General features: G+C 64.3%; 1 protein-coding gene. It reads left to right on the top strand.

The features are described from left to right. Positions 1-29 precede the first annotated feature (29 nt). Positions 30-23,282 (top strand): LEPR-XLL domain-containing protein, encoded by a 23,253-nt coding sequence (locus K1X11_RS11270; RefSeq protein WP_221032086.1) that lies wholly within the window; start codon positions 30-32, stop codon positions 23,280-23,282.

The following is a 23,282-nucleotide window of genomic DNA, read 5'->3' as shown; positions in this document are numbered from 1 at the left end:
GTTCGGCGCGGACGTGTCGCTTTTTGATCATGTCGATCCGTCGCGCGGAGTTTGAGCAAGCGTTTGAGGTCCAGGCTTTGGAGCCGCGGATCATGCTCTCCGCCGATGGCTTCGGCGGCGGCGCTGCGGCGGCGCTGCTCGATGGCGCCGATGCCGGTGCGCGGGTGGAGGTGCTGGCGCAGCCGGATGATTTTTCCGGCGATCTCATGGCCGCCCTGACAGGTGAGCATGGCGATGATTTTGGGGATACCGCTGAGGCGATCCCGTTGGTGGTCGCGCCGGCGGGGGGCGTCTGGGTCAACCCGGCGGGCGGTGATTGGAACGATCCGTCAAATTGGGAGAACGGCCTCGTGCCGGTGGCAGGTGACGATGTGGTCATCACCGGTGTGGGACCGGAGGCGAGTGTCACGCTCAACGGCAACACGGCCGCCCTCGCGAGTCTCACGCTAGAAAACGGCACGATTCTGGTGATAAACGGCGCGCTCAATACGGTGGAGCTTACCGTCAATACCGGTAGCCAGCTCGTGCTGACCTCCGGGGACAGCACGATCACCGGTGATGTGCATTTTGACAGCGACACGCGGTTTGAGCTGCTGGAAGAGGGCGCGAGTCTGACGTGGTCCGGAGCTACCTGGAGCCAAGGCGGATTTGCCCACGTGAATACTGGCACGACCTTCACCCAGACGACCGGCGTGCTCACGACGAGTTTGGTCGAGCAGTTTGCGATCAGCGGTGCCTATGTCATGAGCGGCGGAGAGTTGGTGGTGCAGACCGGCGAGGTGAATCTCTACCACGATTCCACGCTCGATGTGACCGATGCGGTGGTGACTTTGAGCAACGCTACTCTGGCGGCGTTCAACGAGTCCGTCGTCACCTTCAACAACAGTGTTCTGCGGGGCGAGGGCACCTACCGACTCAACCAACGGCTCGAGTTCGCCGACTCCATCCTGCGTCCCGGTGGAGTGGATACGGCGGGCACAATCGACATCGTTTACGGTGAAGACGAAGTGCCCGGAGTGCTGGATCTCATCGGTGCCTGGAGCATCGAACTCGAGGTGTTTGGCACCGGTGATTTTGACCAGGTCTCCATCGCGGGCACGGTGAATGTTGAGACCGACGCCGGTGGTGTGGTTACGCTCGACGCGTCCGCGGCCGACTTTGGGGACACGCTGCACGAGACGTTCTTGGGCAATCTGCTCACCATCACCGGAGAGCTCCCCGTCGGCGCACCGTCGTTCGCTATCCTGCCTGGGACCAACCAAACGGTGACGGCGACCTGGGAGTCCGGTGCGCTGACCGTGCTGACTTACCTGCCGCTCACCGCGACGTGGATCAGTCCTGCCGGCGGCGATTGGAGTGACCTGGCCAACTGGGCCAATGGTCATCTGCCGACGGCGGGTGATGAGGTCATAATCACCGGTCTCGCCGCCGATGCGGTCATCACGGTCGATAACCTTACCTTGGATTTGACCGCGCTGGCGCTTGATGCGGGCACCCTGGCCTTGGTCAACGGTGCGACCTTGAATATGGGCGCCGGTGGCATGCTCTCGCTTCAGGGGCTGAGCCTCACTGGGTCTTTCCTTAACCTGAGTGAGAATGCCGTGGCTGCCATCGCGGGTGATTTCACCGCCGCGACGCACTCGCAGATTTTGGTGCGGGATTCGGCCCGGTTGTATCAGACGGAGGGGACGTGGCGTTTCAACGACGAGGCGTTCATGCAGCTCACCAACGATGCCAGCTTCGAGCAAATTGACGGGCTCTTCGCGGCCAACGACGCCTCGGTGCTGCGGATCGAGGATGCGGCGATTTGGACGCTGAGCGGCGGTGAATTCCGTTTGGCGGGCACTGCCAGTGCCGAGCTCTTTGGCACGGCGGCCCTGATGATCAGCGGTGGCGTCTTGAATCTGCGCGATACGGCCTCACACCTGCGTGCGGCCGCGGCGATCGACTTTAGTGCCGGCACGCTCACGGGCCAAGGCCGACTCACGGCCAACGGCGGCATTGGGATCGGCGGCCTCATCGCGCCGACCGGGGCCCTGACCATCGATGGCGGTCAGGCGATCACCTTCACCGGCACATGGGGCATCGAGCTCGACGTGCTGGCGGTCGACACCTTTGACGCCCTGTCGCTCACCGGGGCAGTCACGTTCGGTAGTTCCGGCGGCATCACGCTGAACGCCAATGATGCCGACTTCAGCGACACGAGCGAAGGCACTGCGATTGTCGGCATGGTGGTCATCAATGGATCCCTCATCGGCGATCCGGCAGATATTCAGGTGATCGTAGGTGCCGAATTCAGCGTCGAGGCGGCGTGGCAGGGGACGACCTTCAACGTAGTCACGGTGGGTGGACAGCCGGCCGACACTACCGCGACCGTGGTCGGCGACGGTCTGGGGGCGGCGAGCACCACGCTGCAGACGATGTTGAACGACTTCGATCTCACCGGGGCCACCTTCACCGTGCCCACGCTGCCGGCGGAGCTGGACGACCTCTTTGATCTTAGCGCGCTCGCGGGATCGCTGGCGCTGCCGACTATCAGCGGAGCCACCGACCTGGCTTCGACGATCACGGCCTTGGAAAACGCCGGCTATTCGGTCGATACCAGCGCGCCGGGCGTGGACTTCGTCGCCACCCTTGACCGCACCGTGGCGACGGATCGGTCGCTCGCGGCGGGATTTGCCAACGCCTGGGTGGAGCCGAGTGATCTCTTCGCGGGCTTTGCCGACGAGGCGAGTTTGACCGCGGTGCTCGATCTGGTGGCCACCCTGGTGCAGCACGTCGTCTTCGAGCTGCGCGACGGTGCCTTCAATCTGTTGTCCGATACCTACCTGGCGTTGGCCTTGGCCGGCGGCGCGACGCTGTCGGGTTCTTTGCGCCAAGGCGGACGCACCGTGAATGTCACCGGCACGACCACGGTGGGCACGGAGGTGCGCTTGCATTACGATAGCGGCGGCACGACGGCGACCGCTGCAGGCACGGTCGACACGCAGTTCGCGGTGACCTCCGGTCCGCTGCAGCTGGCCTATACCAACGCCTATGCGCTCTCGCGCGATTCGGGCACGCTGGTCACGATCGTGGGCGGCACGCCCGGTTTGAGCGCGCAACTGAGTTTGCCGGAGGTGGCCGGGGGCGACCTCAACCTCACCGGCACGCGGGCGGGCGACGGTCTGAGTTGGACCTTGGCCGGCAGCGGCAGTGCGACCTCCTGGCTCGGCTTCGATGTCGCGAGTTGGAGCTTCGCGGTCGATCTGAGTTCCGCCACGTTTAACGGCAGCGGCAGTTTCGACACCGCACTCGACGTGCTCAGTCATGTCGGGATCGCGCCGACGGTGAGTCTGGGCGCGACCTTCGATCAGGACCAACTCGCCTTCACCGGCACGTATTCCAACGACCTCGTCGCGATCACCAATCCCGCCGGAGGCACCTATCTGAGCATCGCCGATTTCAGCGCCAGCATTTCGGCGATCAGCGACCTCAACGCCGGCACGTGGTCGGGCGCGCTGACCTTCAGCGGCGGCGACAGCACCTTTGGTCCGGACGGGGCGCCCTTCACCGCCAGCATCACCGATGGTGACGATGCCGACTCGATCGCGGTCGCCGGCAGCTTCAATTTTGCCACTCAGGAATTCTCCACCACCGCCGACCAGTTTGAGGTCGTCGCGGAGAATATCGTGCGGGTGGCCGCCGCCGGTGTCGTGTTGCGGCACGAACGCAACGTGACCGACGAGCAGGAGCTCGTCTCGATCGAGAACGTTACGGTGGAACTTCTTTTCCTGACCAGCGCCCCGAGCACCGGCCCTCCGAGTCTGACGGCTGCCAACCTGTCGCTGCGCACCAATGGCCTGACGATCGGATCCGGCAGCCTGAACCTGGACAGTGTTTCCATCGGCTCGACCCTCTCCCTCAGTGGAGTGTCGCTGAGCTTCAACAGCTTCTCCTTCCTCGATGGTGCGGTCTCCGCCGATAGCGTAACGCTCGCGGCCGACGCTGCCGTGCTTTTCCCGGACGGCGAGATCTTCACCGCCTCGGCCACCAACCTGAGTGGCACCTACGACTTCAGCGTGGCGAATGATCGCTTGGCGCTGACCGCCGACACCTTCGCTTTCGCGATCGACGGTTTGGTTGATTTCCAAGCCTCCGGCATCTCGATCCGTCCCGAGGGTGATACCGTTTTTGCTGCGGCCAACCTGACCGCCAACCTGCCGGCCTTTGGCATCACCGGCGAAATCACCGGGCTCGAGATCGCCAGCGATGGCACGCCTTCGGCGGTGGGCTTCACGTTGGACACCGTCGGCCTCACCGAGCGACTCGAGCTGGGCGGACTGTTGCCGCTCGGCATCACGGGCATCGCGGTCGACTTCCTCGGCGACACCAATGGCAATGGCGTGCGCGACGTGGGCGAGACCTTCCGGCTCGACTCCTTCGACCTCACCGTCACCGGAACCTTCGACTTCAGCGTGCTGAGTGCGCTGCCCTTCACTCCGATCGTGGAGGTGGGGGCGGAGACCTTCGATGACGGCACCGACGCCTTTGCCGTCACCCTGCGGGTCGTTGAGGGCTCATTCCAAATTTGGCAAACGGAGAGCATCACGCTCGGCGTGGGCGATCTGCAGATCGGCGACCTGGTTTCCATCGATGGCCAGATCACGCTGGGCGGTTACACCGACGGCGTTTGGGTCGGTGACTTCGGCGGCACGCTCACGGTGGCGTCCCTCAATGAGACCGTCACTGGCTCGGCGAGCGCGACGGTCACCGGATCGCTTGATGCCGAGACGGGCACCCTCACGGTCAACACCGGCGCGACGCTTGACCTCGGCATCGGCTCGACCATCGCGTTCACCGACACCGCGCTCACTGCCAACTTCACCATCGCCCCGACGGAGAGCGATGGCATCGCCCTCAGCTTTAGCACCACCACGGCCTCGATTGGCACGCTGACGGTAGGGTCACTCTTCACTGCCAGCAACGTGACCGCGGGACTCACCGGCCTGACGGTGAGCGGCAGTGGGGTGGGGCTCGGTTCGATCAGCCTGAGCGCGGGTGCGGCGACGCTGCTGCCGGGCAACAGTCTGGGCATCACCGCGACAACCACCGGCTTCTCGGGCAGCTATGACTTCAGCACCGATCCGGATACCTTTGAGCTGACTGCGGCGACGGTGGACTTCGCGCTCGCGGGCAAAGTTACCTTCAGTGCGACGGGTGTGAGCCTCACGCCCAACGATGCAGTGATCATGGCGGTCGCGTCGGTTGACGCGAGCCTGCCGGGTCTCGGCGTGAGTGGATCGATCACCGGCTTTGAGCTCGCGGCCGACGGCACACCGACGGCGACCAGCATCACATTGGATACGTCTGGTTTGGCGGACAGCCTCGGGCTGGGCGGCGTGTTGCCGTTCAACATCGCGACCATCGCGCTGACGCCGCCGGCGGAAGGGGAACGGGTCGGCTTCGACAACTTTGACCTCACGGTCACGGGCACGATCGACTTCAGTGGATTGAGCGGCCTGCCGTTCACGCCGAGCATCACGATTGATGGGCAGACCTCGCGCAGTGATGACGAGACGGCGGCGGAGTTTAGCTTCACGGTGCGGCTCGATAGTGGCGATATCCAGATTTGGGATACACCCACCATCAGCCTGGGTATCGAGGGCCTGCAGATTGGCAGCCTGTTGGAGATCGATGGCAGTGTGACGTTGGGCGGTTACACCGACGGTGTGTGGGGCGGAACCTTCGCTGGTGCGCTCACGGTCACGTCGCTGAACGGCACGGTGACCGGCAGCGCCTCGGCCGCAGTGACCGGATCGGTCGAGGTGAGCACGGGCACCATCACGGTGAACACCGCCGCGACGCTCGACCTCGGCATCGGCACCACGATCACGCTTGGTGGGGCGGTCGCCACGACGAACTTCACGATCCGCGACGACGAGACCGACGGCGTGGTGTTCAGCATCGTCGAAGCCAACCTCGCCATCGGCACGCTGACGGTCGGGTCACTCTTCAGTGCCAGCAACGTGTCGGCGGGGCTGACCGGCCTGACGGTGAGCGGCAGTGGGGTGGGGCTGGGCTCGATCAGCCTGAGTGCGGGTGCGGCGACGCTGCTGCCGGGTAACAGCCTGGGCATCACCGCGACGACCACGGGCTTCTCGGGCAGCTACGACTTCAGCACCGAACCGGACACCTTTGAGCTGACTGCGGCTACGGTGGACTTTGCGCTCGCGGGTAAAGTGACCTTCAGCGCGACCGGCGTGAGCCTTACGCCCAACGATGCGGTGATCATGGCGGTGGCTTCGGTTGAAGCGAGCCTACCGGGTCTTGGGGTGAGTGGATCGATCACCGGTTTTGAACTTGCTGCCGACGGCACGCCGACGGCGACCAGCATCACATTGAATACGTCCGGCCTGGCGGACAACCTGGGGTTGGGTGGCGTGTTGCCGTTTAACATCGCGACCATCGCGCTGACGCCGCCGGCGGAGGGCGAACGAGTCGGCTTCGACAACTTTGACCTCACGGTCACCGGCACGATCGACTTCAGTGGCTTGGGCGGCCTGCCGTTCACGCCGAGTATCACGATTGATGGGCAGACCTCGCGTAGCGATGACGAGACGGCGGCGGAGTTCAGCTTCACGGTGCGACTTGATAGCGGCGATATCCAGATTTGGGATACGCCCACCATCAGCCTGGGCATCGAGGGACTGCAGATCGGCAGCCTGCTGGAGATCGACGGCAGCGTGACGTTGGGCGGTTACACCGACGGCGTGTGGGGCGGAACCTTCGCGGGTGCGCTCACGGTAACGTCGTTGAACGGCACGGTGACCGGTAGCGCCTCGGCTGCAGTGACCGGCTCGGTCGACGTGAGCACGGGCACCATCACGGTGAACACCGCCGCGACGCTCGACCTCGGCATCGGCACTACGATCACGCTGGGTGGGGCGGTCGCCACGACGAACTTCACGATCCGCGACGATGAGACCGACGGCGTGGTGTTCAGAATCGCCGAAGCCAACCTCGCCATCGGCACGTTGACGGTAGGGTCGCTCTTCAGTGCGAGCAACGTGACTGCGGGACTTACCGGCCTGACCGTGAGCGGCAGTCGGGTGGGGCTGGGTTCGATCAGCCTGAGCGCGGGTAGCGCGACGCTGCTGCCGGGCAACAGCCTGGGCATCACCGCGACGACCACGGGCTTCTCGGGCAGCTACGACTTCAGCACCGATCCGGACACCTTTGAGCTGACCGCCGCAACGGTGGACTTCGCGCTCGCGGGTAAGGTTACCTTCAGCGCGACCGGCGTGAGTCTCACGCCCAACGATGCGGTGATCATGTCGCTGGCTTCGGTTGAAGCCAATCTGCCTAGCCTCGGCGTGAATGGTTCGGTCACGGGGTTTGAACTCGCCGCCAACGGCACGCCGAGTGCGACCAGCATCACGCTAGACACCTCGGGTTTCGCGGAAGACCTCCAGCTGGCCGGACTGTTGCCGCTGAACATCACGCGCGTCGCATTGGCCGGGCTCGGGGAAGGGGAGCGGATCACCTTCGAGGACTTCAACCTCTCGGTGGCGGGCACCCTGAACTTCGGGCTGTTCTCGGCCCTGCCGTTCACCCCCTACATCGTCATCGGGGATCAGACCTCGCGCAGCGATGATGCGACGCCGGTCGAGTTTGCCTTCACGGTGCAGGTGGAAGAGGGCGTCCTGCATATCATCGAGTCGCCCACGATCACCTTGGGCATCGAGGAGCTGCGGATTGGCAGTCTGCTGCAGATCGACGGCAGTGTCACTCTGGGCGGCTATTCGGCGGGCGTTTGGTCGGGCACCTTGGGCGGAGCGCTCACGTTGACCTCATTGCGGCCCCCGGCAAACAACGCCGCCAGCGCACCGACCTCGACCACCGTCGACGTGAGTGGCGCCCACGACGTGGCGGCGGGCACGCTGCAGCTCAGCCTGTCGACGGCGATCACCTTTGGCTTGGGCAACAGCATCGACTTTGTCGACGCGGGCATCGCGGTGGACTTTACGGTGCGCACTTGGGAGTCGGGGGCGCTGGAGTTGCTGGATCTGTCGGTGCAGGCTACGGCGGGAGAGATGACGGTCGGCTCGATCCTGAGTGCGTCGGAGGTCGCGGTGGGCTTCAGTGGTTTCAGCATCACCGGTGCGGGGATCTCGCTCGATTCGGTCAACCTGTCTGCGGGCGCCGCGGCGTTGTTCCCGGACAGCACCGGTTTCACGGCGAGTGTGACCGGCTTTAACGGCAGCTACGATTTTACGGCGGAATCGGATCCCTTCATTTTGGAGGCGGCGAGTGTGGCGTTTGTCGTGCCGGGCTTGGTGAGCTTTAACGCGACGGCGGTCAGCATCCGCCCGGCGAGTGACGTGGTGCTCTCGCTCGGAGAAATCGCGGTGGAGTTGCCGGGACTTGGCGTGGGCGGCACGGTGACAGGCTTCGAACTCACGTCGGGTGGCGCGCCCAGTGCGGTGGCGATGAGCCTCGATACCTCGGGCCTCGCGGACAGCCTGGCGTTGGCCGGTGTGTTGCCCTTCAACCTCAATGGCGTGGGCGCGCGCTTCCTCGGCGATACGAACGGCAACGGCCAACGCGATGAGGGCGAAGTGTTCCGCCTCGATGCCTTTGATCTGTCGGTGGACGGCGTTTTCGACTTCTCGAAACTGAGTGCGCTGCCGTTCACGCCGATCCTGCGCATCGGCGATACGACGGCGGACGATGGCACGGATACGGTATCCTTCACCGTGCGGGTGGTCGACGGCGTGATTACCCCGTGGGATTTGGGACCGATCGAGATCGGCGTCAGCGATTTGAACGTGGGCGAGTCCTTCAGTTTCTCGGGCAGCATCATGCTGGGTGGTTACGCCGAGGGTGCGTGGGTGCCGGACTTCGGTGGTTCGTTGTCGCTCGCGGCGGGATCGAGCACGGGCAACGTGTCGGGCGCGGTTTCGGCTACCATCGCGGGATCGCTGGATGTGACGACGGGCGTGCTCGCGGTGGATGCGGACTTCGCGGTGAGTTTCACGCTGGGCAACTATGTGCAGGTGACCAACGCCGCGGTCGGTCTCAGTCTCACCATCACGACGGTTGATCAGGACACGGGCGGCATCACGTTTGCCGATCCGGTTTTGGACCTGCGGTCGGCATCGGTGGACAGCCTGTCGGTCACGCTCGGCAGTTTGCTTGAGCTGGAGGCGACGGCGGCGACCTTTGATTTCGACGCCACGGGAGATGAGGTCCTGTTGTCGGTCGGTTCGCTTACGGCGAGCATTCCCGGCGTCGGACTGAGTGGTAGCGCGCGCAACTTCGCGGTCGCGGCTAACGGTGCCCTGATTCCGGCCGAAGATTTTGCGGTGTCCTTCGAGTTTGGGGCGAGCGCCAGCGGGTTGATCAAGTGGCCGGAGTGGATGCCGATCGAGGTGTCGGTCTTTGAACTCGCCTGGCCGGACCTCGCGGCGGATCCACTCGACTTTACGCTGCGGCTGAGCGCCTCGGTAGGCATCGACAATCTCGCGGGCAGTCAGCTGACGCTCTACGGCAGCATCGAAGGGTTGGTCATCGATGTGGGCGCGCTCAAATCGGGTGCCTTCCCGATCATCGGTCTGGGGGAAGTCGCGTTGTCGGTGGGCGGCAAAATCGCTTCCGCTGAAGTGTCGGCGGGTCTCGTGCTCGGCATGGTGCGCCTCGATGCGGCCGGCAACCAGATCGCCGATGACGACACCACCACGACGGTGGCCGACGGCGTGTTGTGGGGGGCGGTGCGTGGCTCGATCAATGTCGCCGGTTATGGCGGGTTGGAGGTCTACCTCGGTCTCTCGCAATTTGGTCCGCTGCAGGGTTACATCAAGGCGACCGTGCCGCTCACGATTCCCTACGTCGGCATCGCGTTCACGGATTTCCGCGGCGGCATCACTTTCAATTCCGAACTGCCCTCGGTCGACGATCCGCTGGCCTTGCGGGACCATCCGGAGTTCACTCCGTCCGGCGACCTGGGCTTCAACGAATGGCGTGAGATCCTCGAAGGTTCGCTCGCCACGCAAATCGCGGCGCACGCGGAATCGGGCAACTTCGGCCTGCTGCTCAGTCCCTTCACCATCGAGGGCGGCGTCACCATCTTCTCGATCTACGCGAGCACGGCGACCTTCAACATTCAGGCCGACTTCAAGATGGATTCGCGCGGGCGGTTCCTGGCGCGCGGTGCGTTCCAGCTCGGCGGCTCCTTCAGCTTCACGGCCAATCTCTACATCGACATGAGCGCCTTCATCACTGAAGGCGACGGCACGGTGATCTTCCTTGCCGAGCTGCCGAGCGAGGTGCCGGTGGCGACGATTTACGGCCTGCTGTCCTTCGACTTCGGCGAGACGGTCGATCCGGACAATCCGCCGGCGGCTCCGTTCGAGCAGTTCATCATTCGTTTGGAGGGTGGGGCGCAGCTGGAGATCGCGGGCATTCCGGGCTTCGTGCTGGGAGGCGGCGTGTCCTTCGAGGTCGCGCTTAACGCCCCGAGTCTGCACATCACGGTCGATGGTCGCGCGGCCGTGCCGTATCTCGGCGACGTGGTGGGTATGGCGGGCGACTTCAGCGTCTTCTTCGGCGAAGACGAAACCATCGAACTGGCTGGCATGCTCGCGCTGGCGCCGGCCGACTTCACCCAACTCGAGAGCATCGGCCTCGATATCGAGGCGTTCGCGCTGCTGCGCTTCAATACCACCAGCGAGGCGATCGACTACTCGCTCACCCTGGCGGGCCAGGAGGAACCGCGCACCTTCACGGTCGGTCCGGGCGAAGCCAGCATTTTGGTCGAGGGCCTGCTTTCGTTTGCGCCGGGTGGCACCGAGCTCTTCCGCTTGCAGGGGCTGGCCAGCATGACGTGGTCGGCCAACGGCTTCGATGTGCTCACCAGCGGCACGCTGCTGGCGGGGCCGGTATCCACGCCGTTGTTACGCTTCAATTCGCAAGGTTATCTCCATCTGGAGCTGAACGGCATCGCGCCGGGCATGGCGGCTCAATTTACCCTCGATCTCGATCCGGACGACGACGTGTTGGCGGCCATCGGGGTGGAGTTGGACGGCCACTACGAGTTTATCATGAATACGACCGGCGAGGACGTGGACTTCTCCCTGCCGTCGCAGTTGGCCGCCAGTTCCACGGTTACACGCATCCACCTGCCGCGCGGTCCTCCGTCGGCGGATGGTGAATCCATCGGTGCGGCCGGGCCGTATCTCATCGTGCGCGCCGAGGGCACACTCAAGTTGCTGGATCTCGTCGACCTCGAAGGCGTGTTCGACTTCCAGGTGGCCGATGGTCAGGTGCAGCTCGACTACGAAGCCAAGGTGCGCCTCGCGGTGGCCGACATCACTTTCTATCAATACGACGCGCAGGGCATCTTCCGCATCGATGCCAGTGGACTCTACGGTTGGGCCGACCTGGTGATCGACACCAGTGTGGGCCTGCCCTCGCTCGGGCTGGGCTTCTCCTTCGACGCCACCAACCAACTCCAGGTCAACACCACCAACGCCGACCAAACGCTGGGCGACGTGACGCTCGACGCCGGTCGATATGCCCATGTGCGGGCAGCAGGGGCGCTCATCGTGGGCGCATGGCGCTTCGTGGGCACCTACGACTTGTCCGCCGCCGTCGACGGCGTGTCGGCCGTGGCCACGGGTTCCGTGAGTCTCGGCATCGGCGACATCGAGTTCGCTTCCTTTGACTTCGCCGGCACCTTGCTCATTCGCGACGACGGGATCTTTGCCCAGCTGGCGTTGGCGCAGTCGCGCAGCGCGCCGACGGTTTACGGTTTTGGCTTCAGTGCGGCGACCAGTTACGAGCTATCGCTCAACACCACTCAAGAGGAGATCAACGGGGTGGCGGCGGGTCTGGGGGCGCGCATCATCGCGACGGGTGCGCTGGTCATCGGTAACTGGGAGATCGACGGCGTGTATACGCTCAATGCCTCCACGACGGGCATCGGTTTCGCTGCTTCGGCCGCGCTGATTTTCCGCGCGGGGGGCGACGAACTCTTCCGGGTGCCACTCGAGTTTGAGATCGAGTTGGATATCCCGGGCATCATCGAGCAGATCGACCTCGAACTCTCCCTGGCTGACCTCGGTATCAATGTGCCCGGACTCGAGCTGAGTGGTGCGGCGCAGATCATGATCAACACCACGGCCGAGCAACAGGGTGAGATCCCGCCCGGCCCGATCCTGCGCTTCAACATCGAAGGCCAGGCGGTGATCGGTGGGCTCGCGCTCGATGGCACCTTCGGCTTCGAGAGCACCTTGGGCAGTGTGACGATGATCAGTGACTTTGCGGTCAATCTGGGGCCAGCGAACGAGCCGGTGTTGAGTTTTACTGGAACGGGCGAAATCGAACTCACGCTGCTCGGCGCGGCGGGTTACCTGAACCTCGCCCTGACCGGAGGCGTTCCGGTTTTCCAAGACTACTTCTCGGCCGACTTCTACTTCTTCGTCGAAGTCAACACGCGCCCCGTGCCCTACACGCTCGGCGATCGCGAGTTGCCGGCGGGGCCGACCGTGGGAATTGGCGCGATTGGCACGTTCCACGCCGCCGGGCTTTCGCTGGTGGGCACCTTCACCCTTGTGGCCAGTGGCGAAGGCGTGGCGCTGACTATGGACGCTTCGGCCGAGATTGCGGTCGGCGAGCTGACGCTGATGAACCTCACGGCCGTCGGCGGCATGCACCTTGGGCTCGATGGTCTGGTGGCCGCGCTCGATGTGGTGCCCAACGACATTAACTTCGAATCGGTCGGTCTGAACCTCGACACCGAGACCAACTTTGCGTTGCGCATCAACACCACGGGCGCGGCGCAAACCATCGAGGGCATCGATCTCGAGGCCGGGCACTACGCCCGCGTGCTGTTCAGCTCGAGCCTGACTTACGGCGTCACGCGCTTCGAAGGTGACTTCAGCCTGTCGGTGGAAAACGAAACCGCCGAACTGCTCCTTGCCACGGATATGATCGCGGAATTCCCCGCGGTGATCGGTGGCGATCCGGTGGAGCTCTTCCGGGTGGGAGCGACCGGCGGGATGCGGATCGGACCGGACGGGGTGGTAGCCGCCATCGACGTGGATATGGGGGCACAGGAATCCCTTTCGCTGTTCGAAATCGAGTTGCCGATGGGGGCCGAACAAGCCGCGACGATTCTCTTCAATACCACGGGCGCTGAGCAGACCATCAACGGTGTCACCTTGGACGCCGGTCGCTACCTGCGCATCGCCACCGAGGGCGCGATCTATCTCGGTCCGGGTTGGTTCGAAGGATACTACGTGCTCGAGGTGGGCGAGACCGGTATCGAGTTGGTGACCAGTGCAGATTTCGTCCTCGGGTTGCCGGGCACGGATATCAGCCTGCTACGCTACCAGACGCAGGGTGGCCTCTCCATCAAGGCCAACGGTATCGCGGGCGCGGTCATTCTCAACGCACCGGTCGGTCTCAGCGGTTTGGATACGCTGGGTCTGCAAGTCGACACGATCGGCCTCGACCAGGTGCGCATGCTGCGCATCAACACCACCGGTGAGGAAGTGGTGCTCGGCGAGGTGGTCTTGGAGGCGGGTCACTACCTCGAGGTTTATAGCGAAGATTCGCTCTCGATCGGGGTGGCGAGTGTGACCGGCGCGATGATCTTCCGTGTCGATGAGCACGGACTGTTGCTCGGCGGCGACCTGGACATCTTCTTCGGCCTGCCGGCGATTGCCGGCGTGAGTGATGAGATCGCCCTCTACAACGGCGAAGCCTCGATCGAACTCAACCTCACCCCGGGTGGGGTCTATGGGCTGGGCACGCTGGCCGATGTGGTGAATCCGATCACCGTCGCTGGAGTCGATCTCACGCCCGACTACGAGAACCGTTGGACGCTCACCATCAACACCACCAGCGACGACCAGATGGTGGGAGAGGAGACGCTGCGCGCGGGCTCCTTCAGTATGGGCGCGCTGCTTTCGTTTGGGGTCCTGGGGCAGACGATCGAGAGCAACGTGCTCTTCACCATCGACAGCACCAACCGCGTGATCGGTGGCCTCGTGCGTGGCACCTACGACATGACGCTCGGAGACTGGACGCCGTTCAGTTACGAAGCGACCGGCTTTGTGTTCATCGCCGATGCGGGCGTCGGGTTTGATCTCGATCTCGAATTAGTCGGCGGCGCCGGCATCCCCGGGCTCACGCTGAACGGCGACTACCACCTACGGGTCAGCACCTTTACCGAAGCGACGACCATTGCGAGCTACACCGTGGGGGGCATCGAGGTGCCCGGGCTCACGCTGGATGAGGGCGGCTCCTTCCGCGTGGCGATGAACGGTCAGATCGAGGTTGGCGGACTGGAGTTTGACGGCAGCTATTTCCTGGAGGTGTCCGATGGGGCGGGTCTGTTCGATACGAGTCTCACCATCGCGTTTGATGCTTCGCTCCACCTCGCGGTGGGTGACCTGAACTTGCTGACCTTCGACGTGGTGGGTGGGCTGAGCGCGAGCGTGAACGGCATCTGGGGCGGCTTCGCCATCAACCTGCCGACCGCGGGGCTGGATACGGGCGCGCTCGGGTTCTCGTTGGAGGCCAGCTACCGCTTGGAAATCAATACAACGGGCGCGGCGCAGACGGTGGGGGAACTGGACCTGCCGGCCGGTCCGTATGCCCGGGTCGAGGCTTCGGGCGACATGGTGATCGGCGCGCTGCGCCTGAGCGGCACCTACGGCTTCTCGGTCGGCGTGGGGAGCATCCTCATCGACTCGACCGGCAGTGTCTCGCTGGGGGTCGCGGGTATCACGTTCTACAGCTTCGATTACGATGGCAGCTTCGCCCTCGATGGCTCCGGCCTTTACGCGAGTCTCTCGCTGACCGAGGGCTCCAACAATCGCGACCAATACGGTTTCGGTTTCAGTGCCGACGCCACCTACACGCTCGGTATCAACACCACCCATACCGAACGGGATGGCGTGCCGCCGGGCCTGGGCGCTCGTGTGCGGGTGGAGGGCAACCTGGAGATCGGCGATGTGTCGATGAGCGGCGTTTACGACCTCACCGCCTCGACCACCGGCATCGGGTTTGCCGCTTCGGCGGCGTTGGTCTTGCGGGCCGAAGACACCGTGTTGTTGGAGGTGCCGATCGACTTCAGCATCAACCTCGACATCCCGGGCATCGTGGAAGACATCGCTCTCGATGTCGCGGCGGAGGATCTGGGACTGGATATTCCGGGGCTCGATTTTGCCGGTTCGGCTTCGATCGTGATCAACACCACCGGGGTGGAGCAGGGCGATATTCCGGCCGGGCCGATCCTGCAGTTGGCGGTGGAAGGCACCGCGACGGTGGGCGCGATCGACCTGTCGGGACGCTTCGCGATTGAGGGATCGCTCAACCGCACGCGCATGCTCACATCGTTCACTTACGACCTCGGTCCGGAAGGCGACCCGCTGCTGAGCTTCAGTGCGACGGGGGCGTTTAACCTCGGTCTCGACGGCGTGGCGGGTATATTCGATCTGGAGCTCGCTGCCGGCGACGCGGCCATCCGCGAGTATCTCGGCACCGACCTCACCTACCAGCTCGTGATCAACACCACGGGCAGCGAATACCAGCTCTTCGATCTCACGTTGCCGGCGGGTCCGCTCTATCAAGTGGAGGCGCACGGTGACATCGATCTCGGCGGCTTCACCTCGAGTGGTGATTACATCTTCCGCGTCGATGGCACGGGGTTGTTGTTGGAGATGGAGAGCGAGGTCGACATCAGCATTCCGGGCTTCGCGGGCGGCGATGACCTGCAGCTCTTCAACTTCGCGGTGGACGGCGGTTTGGTCATCAACCGTGACGGCATCGCGACGGCGCTGGAGGTGGTGCCGACCTTTGCCCAGCTCGACGCCTTCGGCATGGAGGTCGGACCCGATGCGTCGTATCGCCTGGCGGTTAATACCACCGGTAACAGCTACACCTTCGGCGATGTCGAGCTGGAGGCCGGAGTTTACGCGCGCTTCGAAGTGAGCGGCAGCATGTCTTACGGCATTGCTACGATGACGGGCCTGTTCCGCTTCGAGGCCGATACGGCCGGTGTGTTTGAGATGCAGAGTGTGGCCGAGTTGGAGCTCACGATTCCGGGGCTCGGCGAGTTGGCGCGTTTCGCCCAATCGGGCGGCTTCCGCTTCGACTCAACTGGCGCGATCGCCGCGATCGATCTGGAGCAGAGTTTGGCCTCGGATCGCATCGAACTCGGTGGTGTAACGCTGCCGTTTAAGGCCGAACAATCCTTCTTGCTCCGTCTCAACACCACGGGCGAAGCGCGTGAGATCGCTGGCGTGGCGCTGGAGGCGGGCAACTACTTTGCCATCGATACGGTGGGTGAGATCGACTTCGGCATCGCGCGCTCCGGTGGTCCGATGTCGCTGATCGTGGAAGATCAAAACCTCGACATCACCTTCGACCAAGAGGTGTGGGTCGGCATCCCGGGCACCGAGCTGGCGCTCTACAACGCGACCATGGTCGGTGCGTTGCATGTCGGTGGCGACGGCGTCTGGGCGGCCATCGACATGGATCGCCAGGTCGGCACCGATGCCGCCGCGGCGCTCGGCATCGACTTCGGCACGATCGGCGCCGAGGAATCGATTCAACTCCTGCTCAACACCACCGGCGCGGCCCAGCAGGCGGGCGACGTTGCGCTAGCCGCCGGGTCCTACATCGAGATTCTTCGCTCCGGTGCGATCGGCGTGGGGGTCGCTTCGCTGACGGGCAACCAGCGTTTCTACGCGGGCGACGGCGGCGTGGCGTTTGAAAACAGCGGCACCGTCTCGGTCGGCCTGCCGGCGAGTGGCGACTTTGACGGACTCACGCTCTTTGAGGCCAACGTCGTCGCGGACATGATCATCACCGGCGACGGCGTCTGGGGGGCCTACAGCCTGACGCGCTCCACCGATTCGCTCTCCGTCGCGGGCATGAAGCTGACGCCGGATTACGATGCAGGCGTCACCATGACGCTCAATACGACCGACACCGAACAGGAGGCGGGTGGTCTGACCATTGCGGCCAATTCGCTGCGTATCGCCGGGGTGATGAGCTTCGATGTGCTCGGTGCCCAGCTTTCCGGCCAATCGATTCTCACGGTTGACTGGGAGCAGGGTTACGGCGCGATCGCCTTCGATGGCAGTGCCTCGATCGGGATCGGCGACTGGCGCCCCTTCGCCTATGACGCGTCGGGCTTCATTCTCATCGGCGAAGACGGGGTGGTGACCAACCTCGACCTCTCGCTCACGGGCGGCGACGGCGTGCCGGGGATCGACTTCGACGGCACGTGGACGTTGCGGGCCAGCACGATGAGCGACGCGGTGACGGTGGCGGCCTTCAGTGCCTCGGGCATCGACGTGCCGGAGATCACCATCGAAGCCGGTAATATGCTGCGCACGCACATGAGCGGCGCGATCAACGTGAGCGGCGGCCTCAGCGTGCAGGGCGAATTTGATCTCTCCGCCAACAGTGTGGAGTTTGCGATGAGCGCCCAGGGCACGGTCGATTTCTTTGGCGCCACCGCGAGCCTGGATGGGCGCATGTTCATTCACCCGGACCGTGGGTTTGTGGCCAATCTCGCGCTCGAGTGGGGTGGCATCGACAACGCCTTCATGACGCTCGAGGGCTCGGCCTACCTCCGCATCAACACGTGGGACGGCGTTTGGGAAGAGGTGGCGCCGTCCACTTACGAAGTTGGCCTCGTCGACGCCACCCTGCGCCTCGGCTTCACTGAGCTCACGGGCGAGGCGGCCTTCCAATGGACCGACGGCGAAGCGCAACTCTGGGCCGACATGGATGCGACGCTCTTGCCGGGCATGGACGGTCACTTCGACGGCTTCATCAGCTCCACCGGCGACTTCGACCTGAACGGCAGCTTCACCCTCGCCATGGGCGACCGCGACCTCGCCGGGGCCTTCGGCACCTTGCAGGCGAACCTGAACAACGAGACTGGCCTCACCGGAACCGTCAGCGGCGATCTTTACGTGCCGGGCGGTGACTACGGTCACCTCAGTGGCACCTTTGCCATGACCGCCGATGAGGCGCGTCTGACCGTCGATGAAACCGCCTTCGTGCTGCTCGGTGGCATCGTGCGCATCGACGGTGGGTTCGAAGCCACCTTGTCCGAGGGCATCTTCAGTCTCGCGCTGGACGAGGTGCAGCTGACCTTGCGCGTCCCGGGTATTGAGCAGACCGCCACCGTAAGCGGTCACATCAATTCGATCGGCGTCTTCGATCTGCAGGGCTCCATGACGCTCGACGTCGGCGACACGACGCTGGGGGCCGACGGCACCGTGGAGTTGCGCGTGAACAACGACGGCATCGCCGGCGCGGTCTCCGGTTCACTCTACGTGCCGGGCGACTATGGCAGCTACAGCGGCACCTTCGCGGCCGATGCTACGGGTTACCAGATCTCGGCCTCCACCCGCTTTGTGCTGCTCGGCGGCATCGTGCTCCTGGACGGTTCGTTCACGCTGGTGCAGACCACCGAGCGCAGTCGCTTCACCATCGCGGAAATGACCGCGCAGTCGCGGGTGCCGGGGCTGGATGGCTCGTTCACCGTGAGCGGTTACATCGACGGCAGCGGGGACTTCGAGATCCTCGGCACCACCTCGTTTGACGTCGGGACCAACACGGTCGGCGCCGAAGTCGATATCGATGTGAGCCTCACGCCGGACGGTTTTGCCGGTGACTTCAGCGGCAGCGTGTATGTGCCGGGCGACTACGGCAGCTTTACGGGCAGTCTTTCCGCCGACACCAGCGGCTTCGATCTCGAAGGCAATGCGCGCTTCGTGCTGCTCGGTGGTCTGGTCCTGCTCGATGGCGGCATCAACGTGCGCCAGCACAACGGCGTGCTGGAGATTGCGATCAATCGCATGAGCGCGGAGAGCCGGATCCCGGGTTGGGACTCCAGCTTCACGCTCGATGGCTACGTGAACTCCGACGGGACCTTCGATCTCAGCGGCAGCGCCGATGTCGGTGTCGGCAACTCCACGTTGGGCGTCAGTGGCACCGTCGACCTGCGCGTGCGGGACTCCGGCATTTCCGGCGCGATCGACGGCACCCTGTATGTGCCGGGCGACTACAACGATTTCAGCGGCAGCTTCTCGGCCAACAGCGCCGGCTTCGACTTGGATATTCAAGCGCGCTTCGGTTTGCTCGGCGGAGCGTTCATCCTCGACGGCGGCTTCGCCATGACGCTGCGCAACAGCGAACTCTCGGTCGCACTCGACAACATTCACGTGACGTCGCGCATCCCGGGCTGGGACACCACCTTCCGCATCGATGGTTACATTCACGCTGACGGTGACTTTTATCTGACCGGCCAGAGTTCGCTCGCCGTGGGCAACGATACCTTGGGCGCCACGGCCACGCTCGATCTGGTGATTCGTGACGAGGGTGTTTCCGCCGATGTCAGCGGTCGTCTCACCGTGCCGGGCGACTACGCCAGCTTCTCCGGCACCTTCGCCGCCGACTGCGATGGCTTCGATCTGGCGGTGAGCTCCCGCTTTGCCCTGCTGGGCGCGCTGGTGGTGCTCGATGGCGACCTGGGCATTTCCTACCGCAACAACACGCTGAGCTTCACCTTCGATGACATCGACCTGGAGTCTCGTGTGCCTGGACTGGGCTCGCACATCGCCGTGAGTGGCTACATCCGCTCCAACGGGCAGTTCTCCCTCACCGGCACGACCTCGTTGACGGTGGGCAACCGCACCGTCGGTGCGGAAATCGACATCACGGTGCACATCACGCAGGACGGTTTTGCCGGATCGTTCAGCGGCCAGCTCTACGTGCCGGGAGATTATGCGAGCTTCACCGGTTCGCTCACGGCCGACTCTTCGGGCTTCGATTTGGAAGGCTCGTCGCGCTTCGTCCTGCTCGGCGGTCTGATGCTGCTCGACGGCGACCTCAACGTGCGCCAACGCAACGGGGTCTTGGAGATCGCGATCAATCGCATGTCGGCCGAGAGCCGCATTCCGGGGCTCAATTCCAACTTCACCCTCGACGGTTACATCCACTCCGACGGCACCTTCAGCCTCACCGGCACCGCGCGGATGGATGTGGGCAATCGCACGATCGGCGCGGTCGGCAATATTTCCATCACCGTCGACCACGAAGGCATTCGCGGCTCGCTGCGTGGCACGGTGTATGTTCCGGGTGACTACGCCGGCATCAGCGGTCACTTCTCCGCCAATGCCGACGGGTGGTCGCTGAGCATCGATCGCGTGCGCTTCGTGGTGCTGGGCGGCACGCTGCTTATCGATGGTGCGCTGAACATCCGCTCCATCGATGGCGGCATCTACATCTCGGTGCCGCAGTCGAAGGTCAGCATGTGGGGGCTGAACGGTTCGGTGAGCGGTTACTTCAACAGCAGCAACGGCCATTGGCGCGTTGATGGCCACATCGGTTTCTACTTCGGCGGCGATATCGGCGCGCGGGGCGACATTTACTTCGACGTGGGGCACGACCGGGCGCGGGCGACGGCCAGCGGCAGCGCCTGGGCGCGCAAGACCTTCAAAGTGTTGTGGTGGAAGAAAACCTACAGCGCCTCGACCAGTTACCGCGCTTCCATTGATCTGAACAGCGGCCGCATGGATGTGAGCATCCGCATCTGGAAGTTTAACTTCACGGTGCATGTGCGCCTCAAGGGCGGCTTCCGTGTCTGGCTGTCCGATGTGGGCGGCTCGACCGTCTTCCTCGACGTGAATCGCAACGGCGTGCTCGACGAGGGTGAGCCGTTCACGCTGGCCGACGAGGAGGGCAACTTCGATTTTGCCACCGCGTTTGATCCTGACGCCGAGGGCAATGAAGTCCTCGAGGGGGAGGTCACGGTGGCCTATCGTCCGCTGGGTCAGCTGACGCCGTTTGATACGAATGGCGATGGCGTGCTCAGCGCCGATGAAATCAGCCTCTACGCGGTCAATGGCATGGTGGTCGACCAAACCGCCGACGATCGCTTGCTCTACCGTGATGCCAACGGGAACGGCGTCTTCGATGACGGTGAGCTCAACGTCGTGGCGAGCTTTGACGAAGTAACGTCGTTTGATACCGATAACCCGCTGGTGGAGGGCACGGCCTTCGCGGTCTTCGACGACGACGGCGATGGCTTGCTCGACGGTGTTGAGGCTCTCGGACTCGAACTTGCACTCTACGGGGCCCGCGCGCCGCTCACCCGCATCGATACCGCCGTGGAGGGCAGCCTGCCGGTGGTGGATGCGGAGTTCGTCTTTGCCGACGCCAACGGCAACGGCGTTTACGATGCCGGCGAGGTGCGGGTGACGCCGGACGACATGGGCATCTTCACCTTTGCCGATCCACTCGACATCGATGCCGCCGCCCGCCTCGGCCGACTCGCGCCGTTTGACACCAACGGCAATGGCCGCATCGACCCGTCCGAGGGCGTCTTTGTCATCACCGGTGGCACCGATAACGACAACGGTCTCACCAACCCGGTCGCCGCCGCCGGCCTCGCCACCAATTACGGCAGCGGCATCGAGGGTAATATCAATCCGCTCACTTCCCTGCAGGTTTCGCTGGTCGATCAAGGCCTGTCCGAAGACGACGCCTCCGGCCTCATCGCCGATGCCTTCAACCTGCCCGACGATGTGGATGTCGACAGCTTCAACCCGCTCGCCGACACCGGAGCGGGGGCCGCCACCGAAAGCGCCACTCTGGGCGCCGGCGCCATGCTTTCCAGTCTCGTCACCGGTGGTGCGGGCTTGCTCGGCAACAACGGCGACGCCGGGCTGCAGGACGCCGTGATCGATCATCTCGCCTCGGTGCTCATCGCCGATGCCAACGACGGCGACGGAATCGTCGACCTCGACCTCACCGACGCGCAGACCGTCGCCACCGTGCTCGTCGGCGCGAGCAATCGCACCGGCCGCGACCTCGATGAAACCGTCGCCACCGCCGCTGCCACGGTCTTGAGCAACGTCGCGCAGGACATCTCCGAGACGGTCGCCGCCGGCGGTGATGTCGATCGTGCCCTCGCCGCCAACAAGGCCGTCTTCCTCGATGCCGTGAACACCTCGCTCGAATCCCTCGGCAATGGCAGCAGCACCGCCGACGATGTGACCGACCAATTCAGCGACGACGCGCTCGACGACCTGCGCAGCCAAGTGCAGCTCACCCCGTCCGTGGGGCCGGAGTTGGCCGCCATCGCCGATCAGATCACCCTTGGCGCCCACGAGGCGCACATCGCGCTGACCCTCACCGACGAGGATAGCCGCGCGTCCGATCTCAGCTTCACCGTCACCTCCAGCGATGAGAGCATCGTCGCTGCCGACGCCGTGAGCTTTGAGCATAACAACGGCGAGTGGACGCTGGTCGTTCCCACCGGACTCGCTGACAACGGAGAGACCACCCTCACCGTGACGGTGAGCGACGGCGAAGCGTCCACGACACAGGCTTTCGTGCTGTCCCTCGATGGCATCAATCCGGTTGTCCAAGTCGCCCAACCCGTGCCCAACCAGGTGCTCACCGCCGGGCAGTCGGTCTCCTTCGACCTGGCCGAGATCTTCGACGATCCCAACGGCGACGCCGCTTACGCGATCACCGCGCTGGGCGCCAATCCCACCGTCGATGCGGTCATCCGCGATGGCCAACTCGTGCTGACCGCCCGCACCGATTTGAGTGGTCTCGCCGTCTTTGATTTGGTCGGCAGCGACGCTCACGGCAGCGCGACCACCCGCTTCTCGGTGGTGTCCTACCCGACCATCACGGTGGCCGATGAAGTGCGCTACACGACGGACGGGCGTATCGAGATTGATGTGACCCTCTCCAATCCCGCCACCCAGTCGCTCGCGCTCAACTACCGCCTCACAGCCAACGAATCGAGTGCGGCCAACCCGCTCGGTGGACGACTCACCTTTGCGGCTGGCGAAACCAGCAAAACGCTTTCCTTCGATCTCGCCACCAGCGGTCTCGGCGACGTGCGCGTGAGCGAACTCAACTTCGGCCTCACCGGGGCGTGGGCGAGCGGCTCCTTCGCGATCGACCTCAACAACCGCAACCCGGTGGAGCTGCTCGACCTGCAACGCCGCATGAGCCTCACCTTCGACTTCGCCGCCGCCTACGACTTCGTGATCGCGGCCGAGGCCGGGGAGGCGGAAGACGGTGCATGGTGGAGCGCACTGATCGATGCGACGGCCGGGAGCGAACCGATCTTGCTCACCACGGGTCACGGCGCCGCCACCGGGGTGGTGCACGCCGCCGCTGCGACCGATTTGGCCGCCGCGACCGGCCTCAAGGCCCTCGAGCAGCCCCGCGCCCTGCGCGGTCTCTAA

Source organism: Actomonas aquatica (assembly GCF_019679435.2).
Classification (GTDB): domain Bacteria; phylum Verrucomicrobiota; class Verrucomicrobiia; order Opitutales; family Opitutaceae; genus Actomonas; species Actomonas aquatica.
The sequence above is the reverse complement of the archived record's forward strand: the minus strand, read 5'-3'. Positions and strand labels throughout refer to the sequence as shown.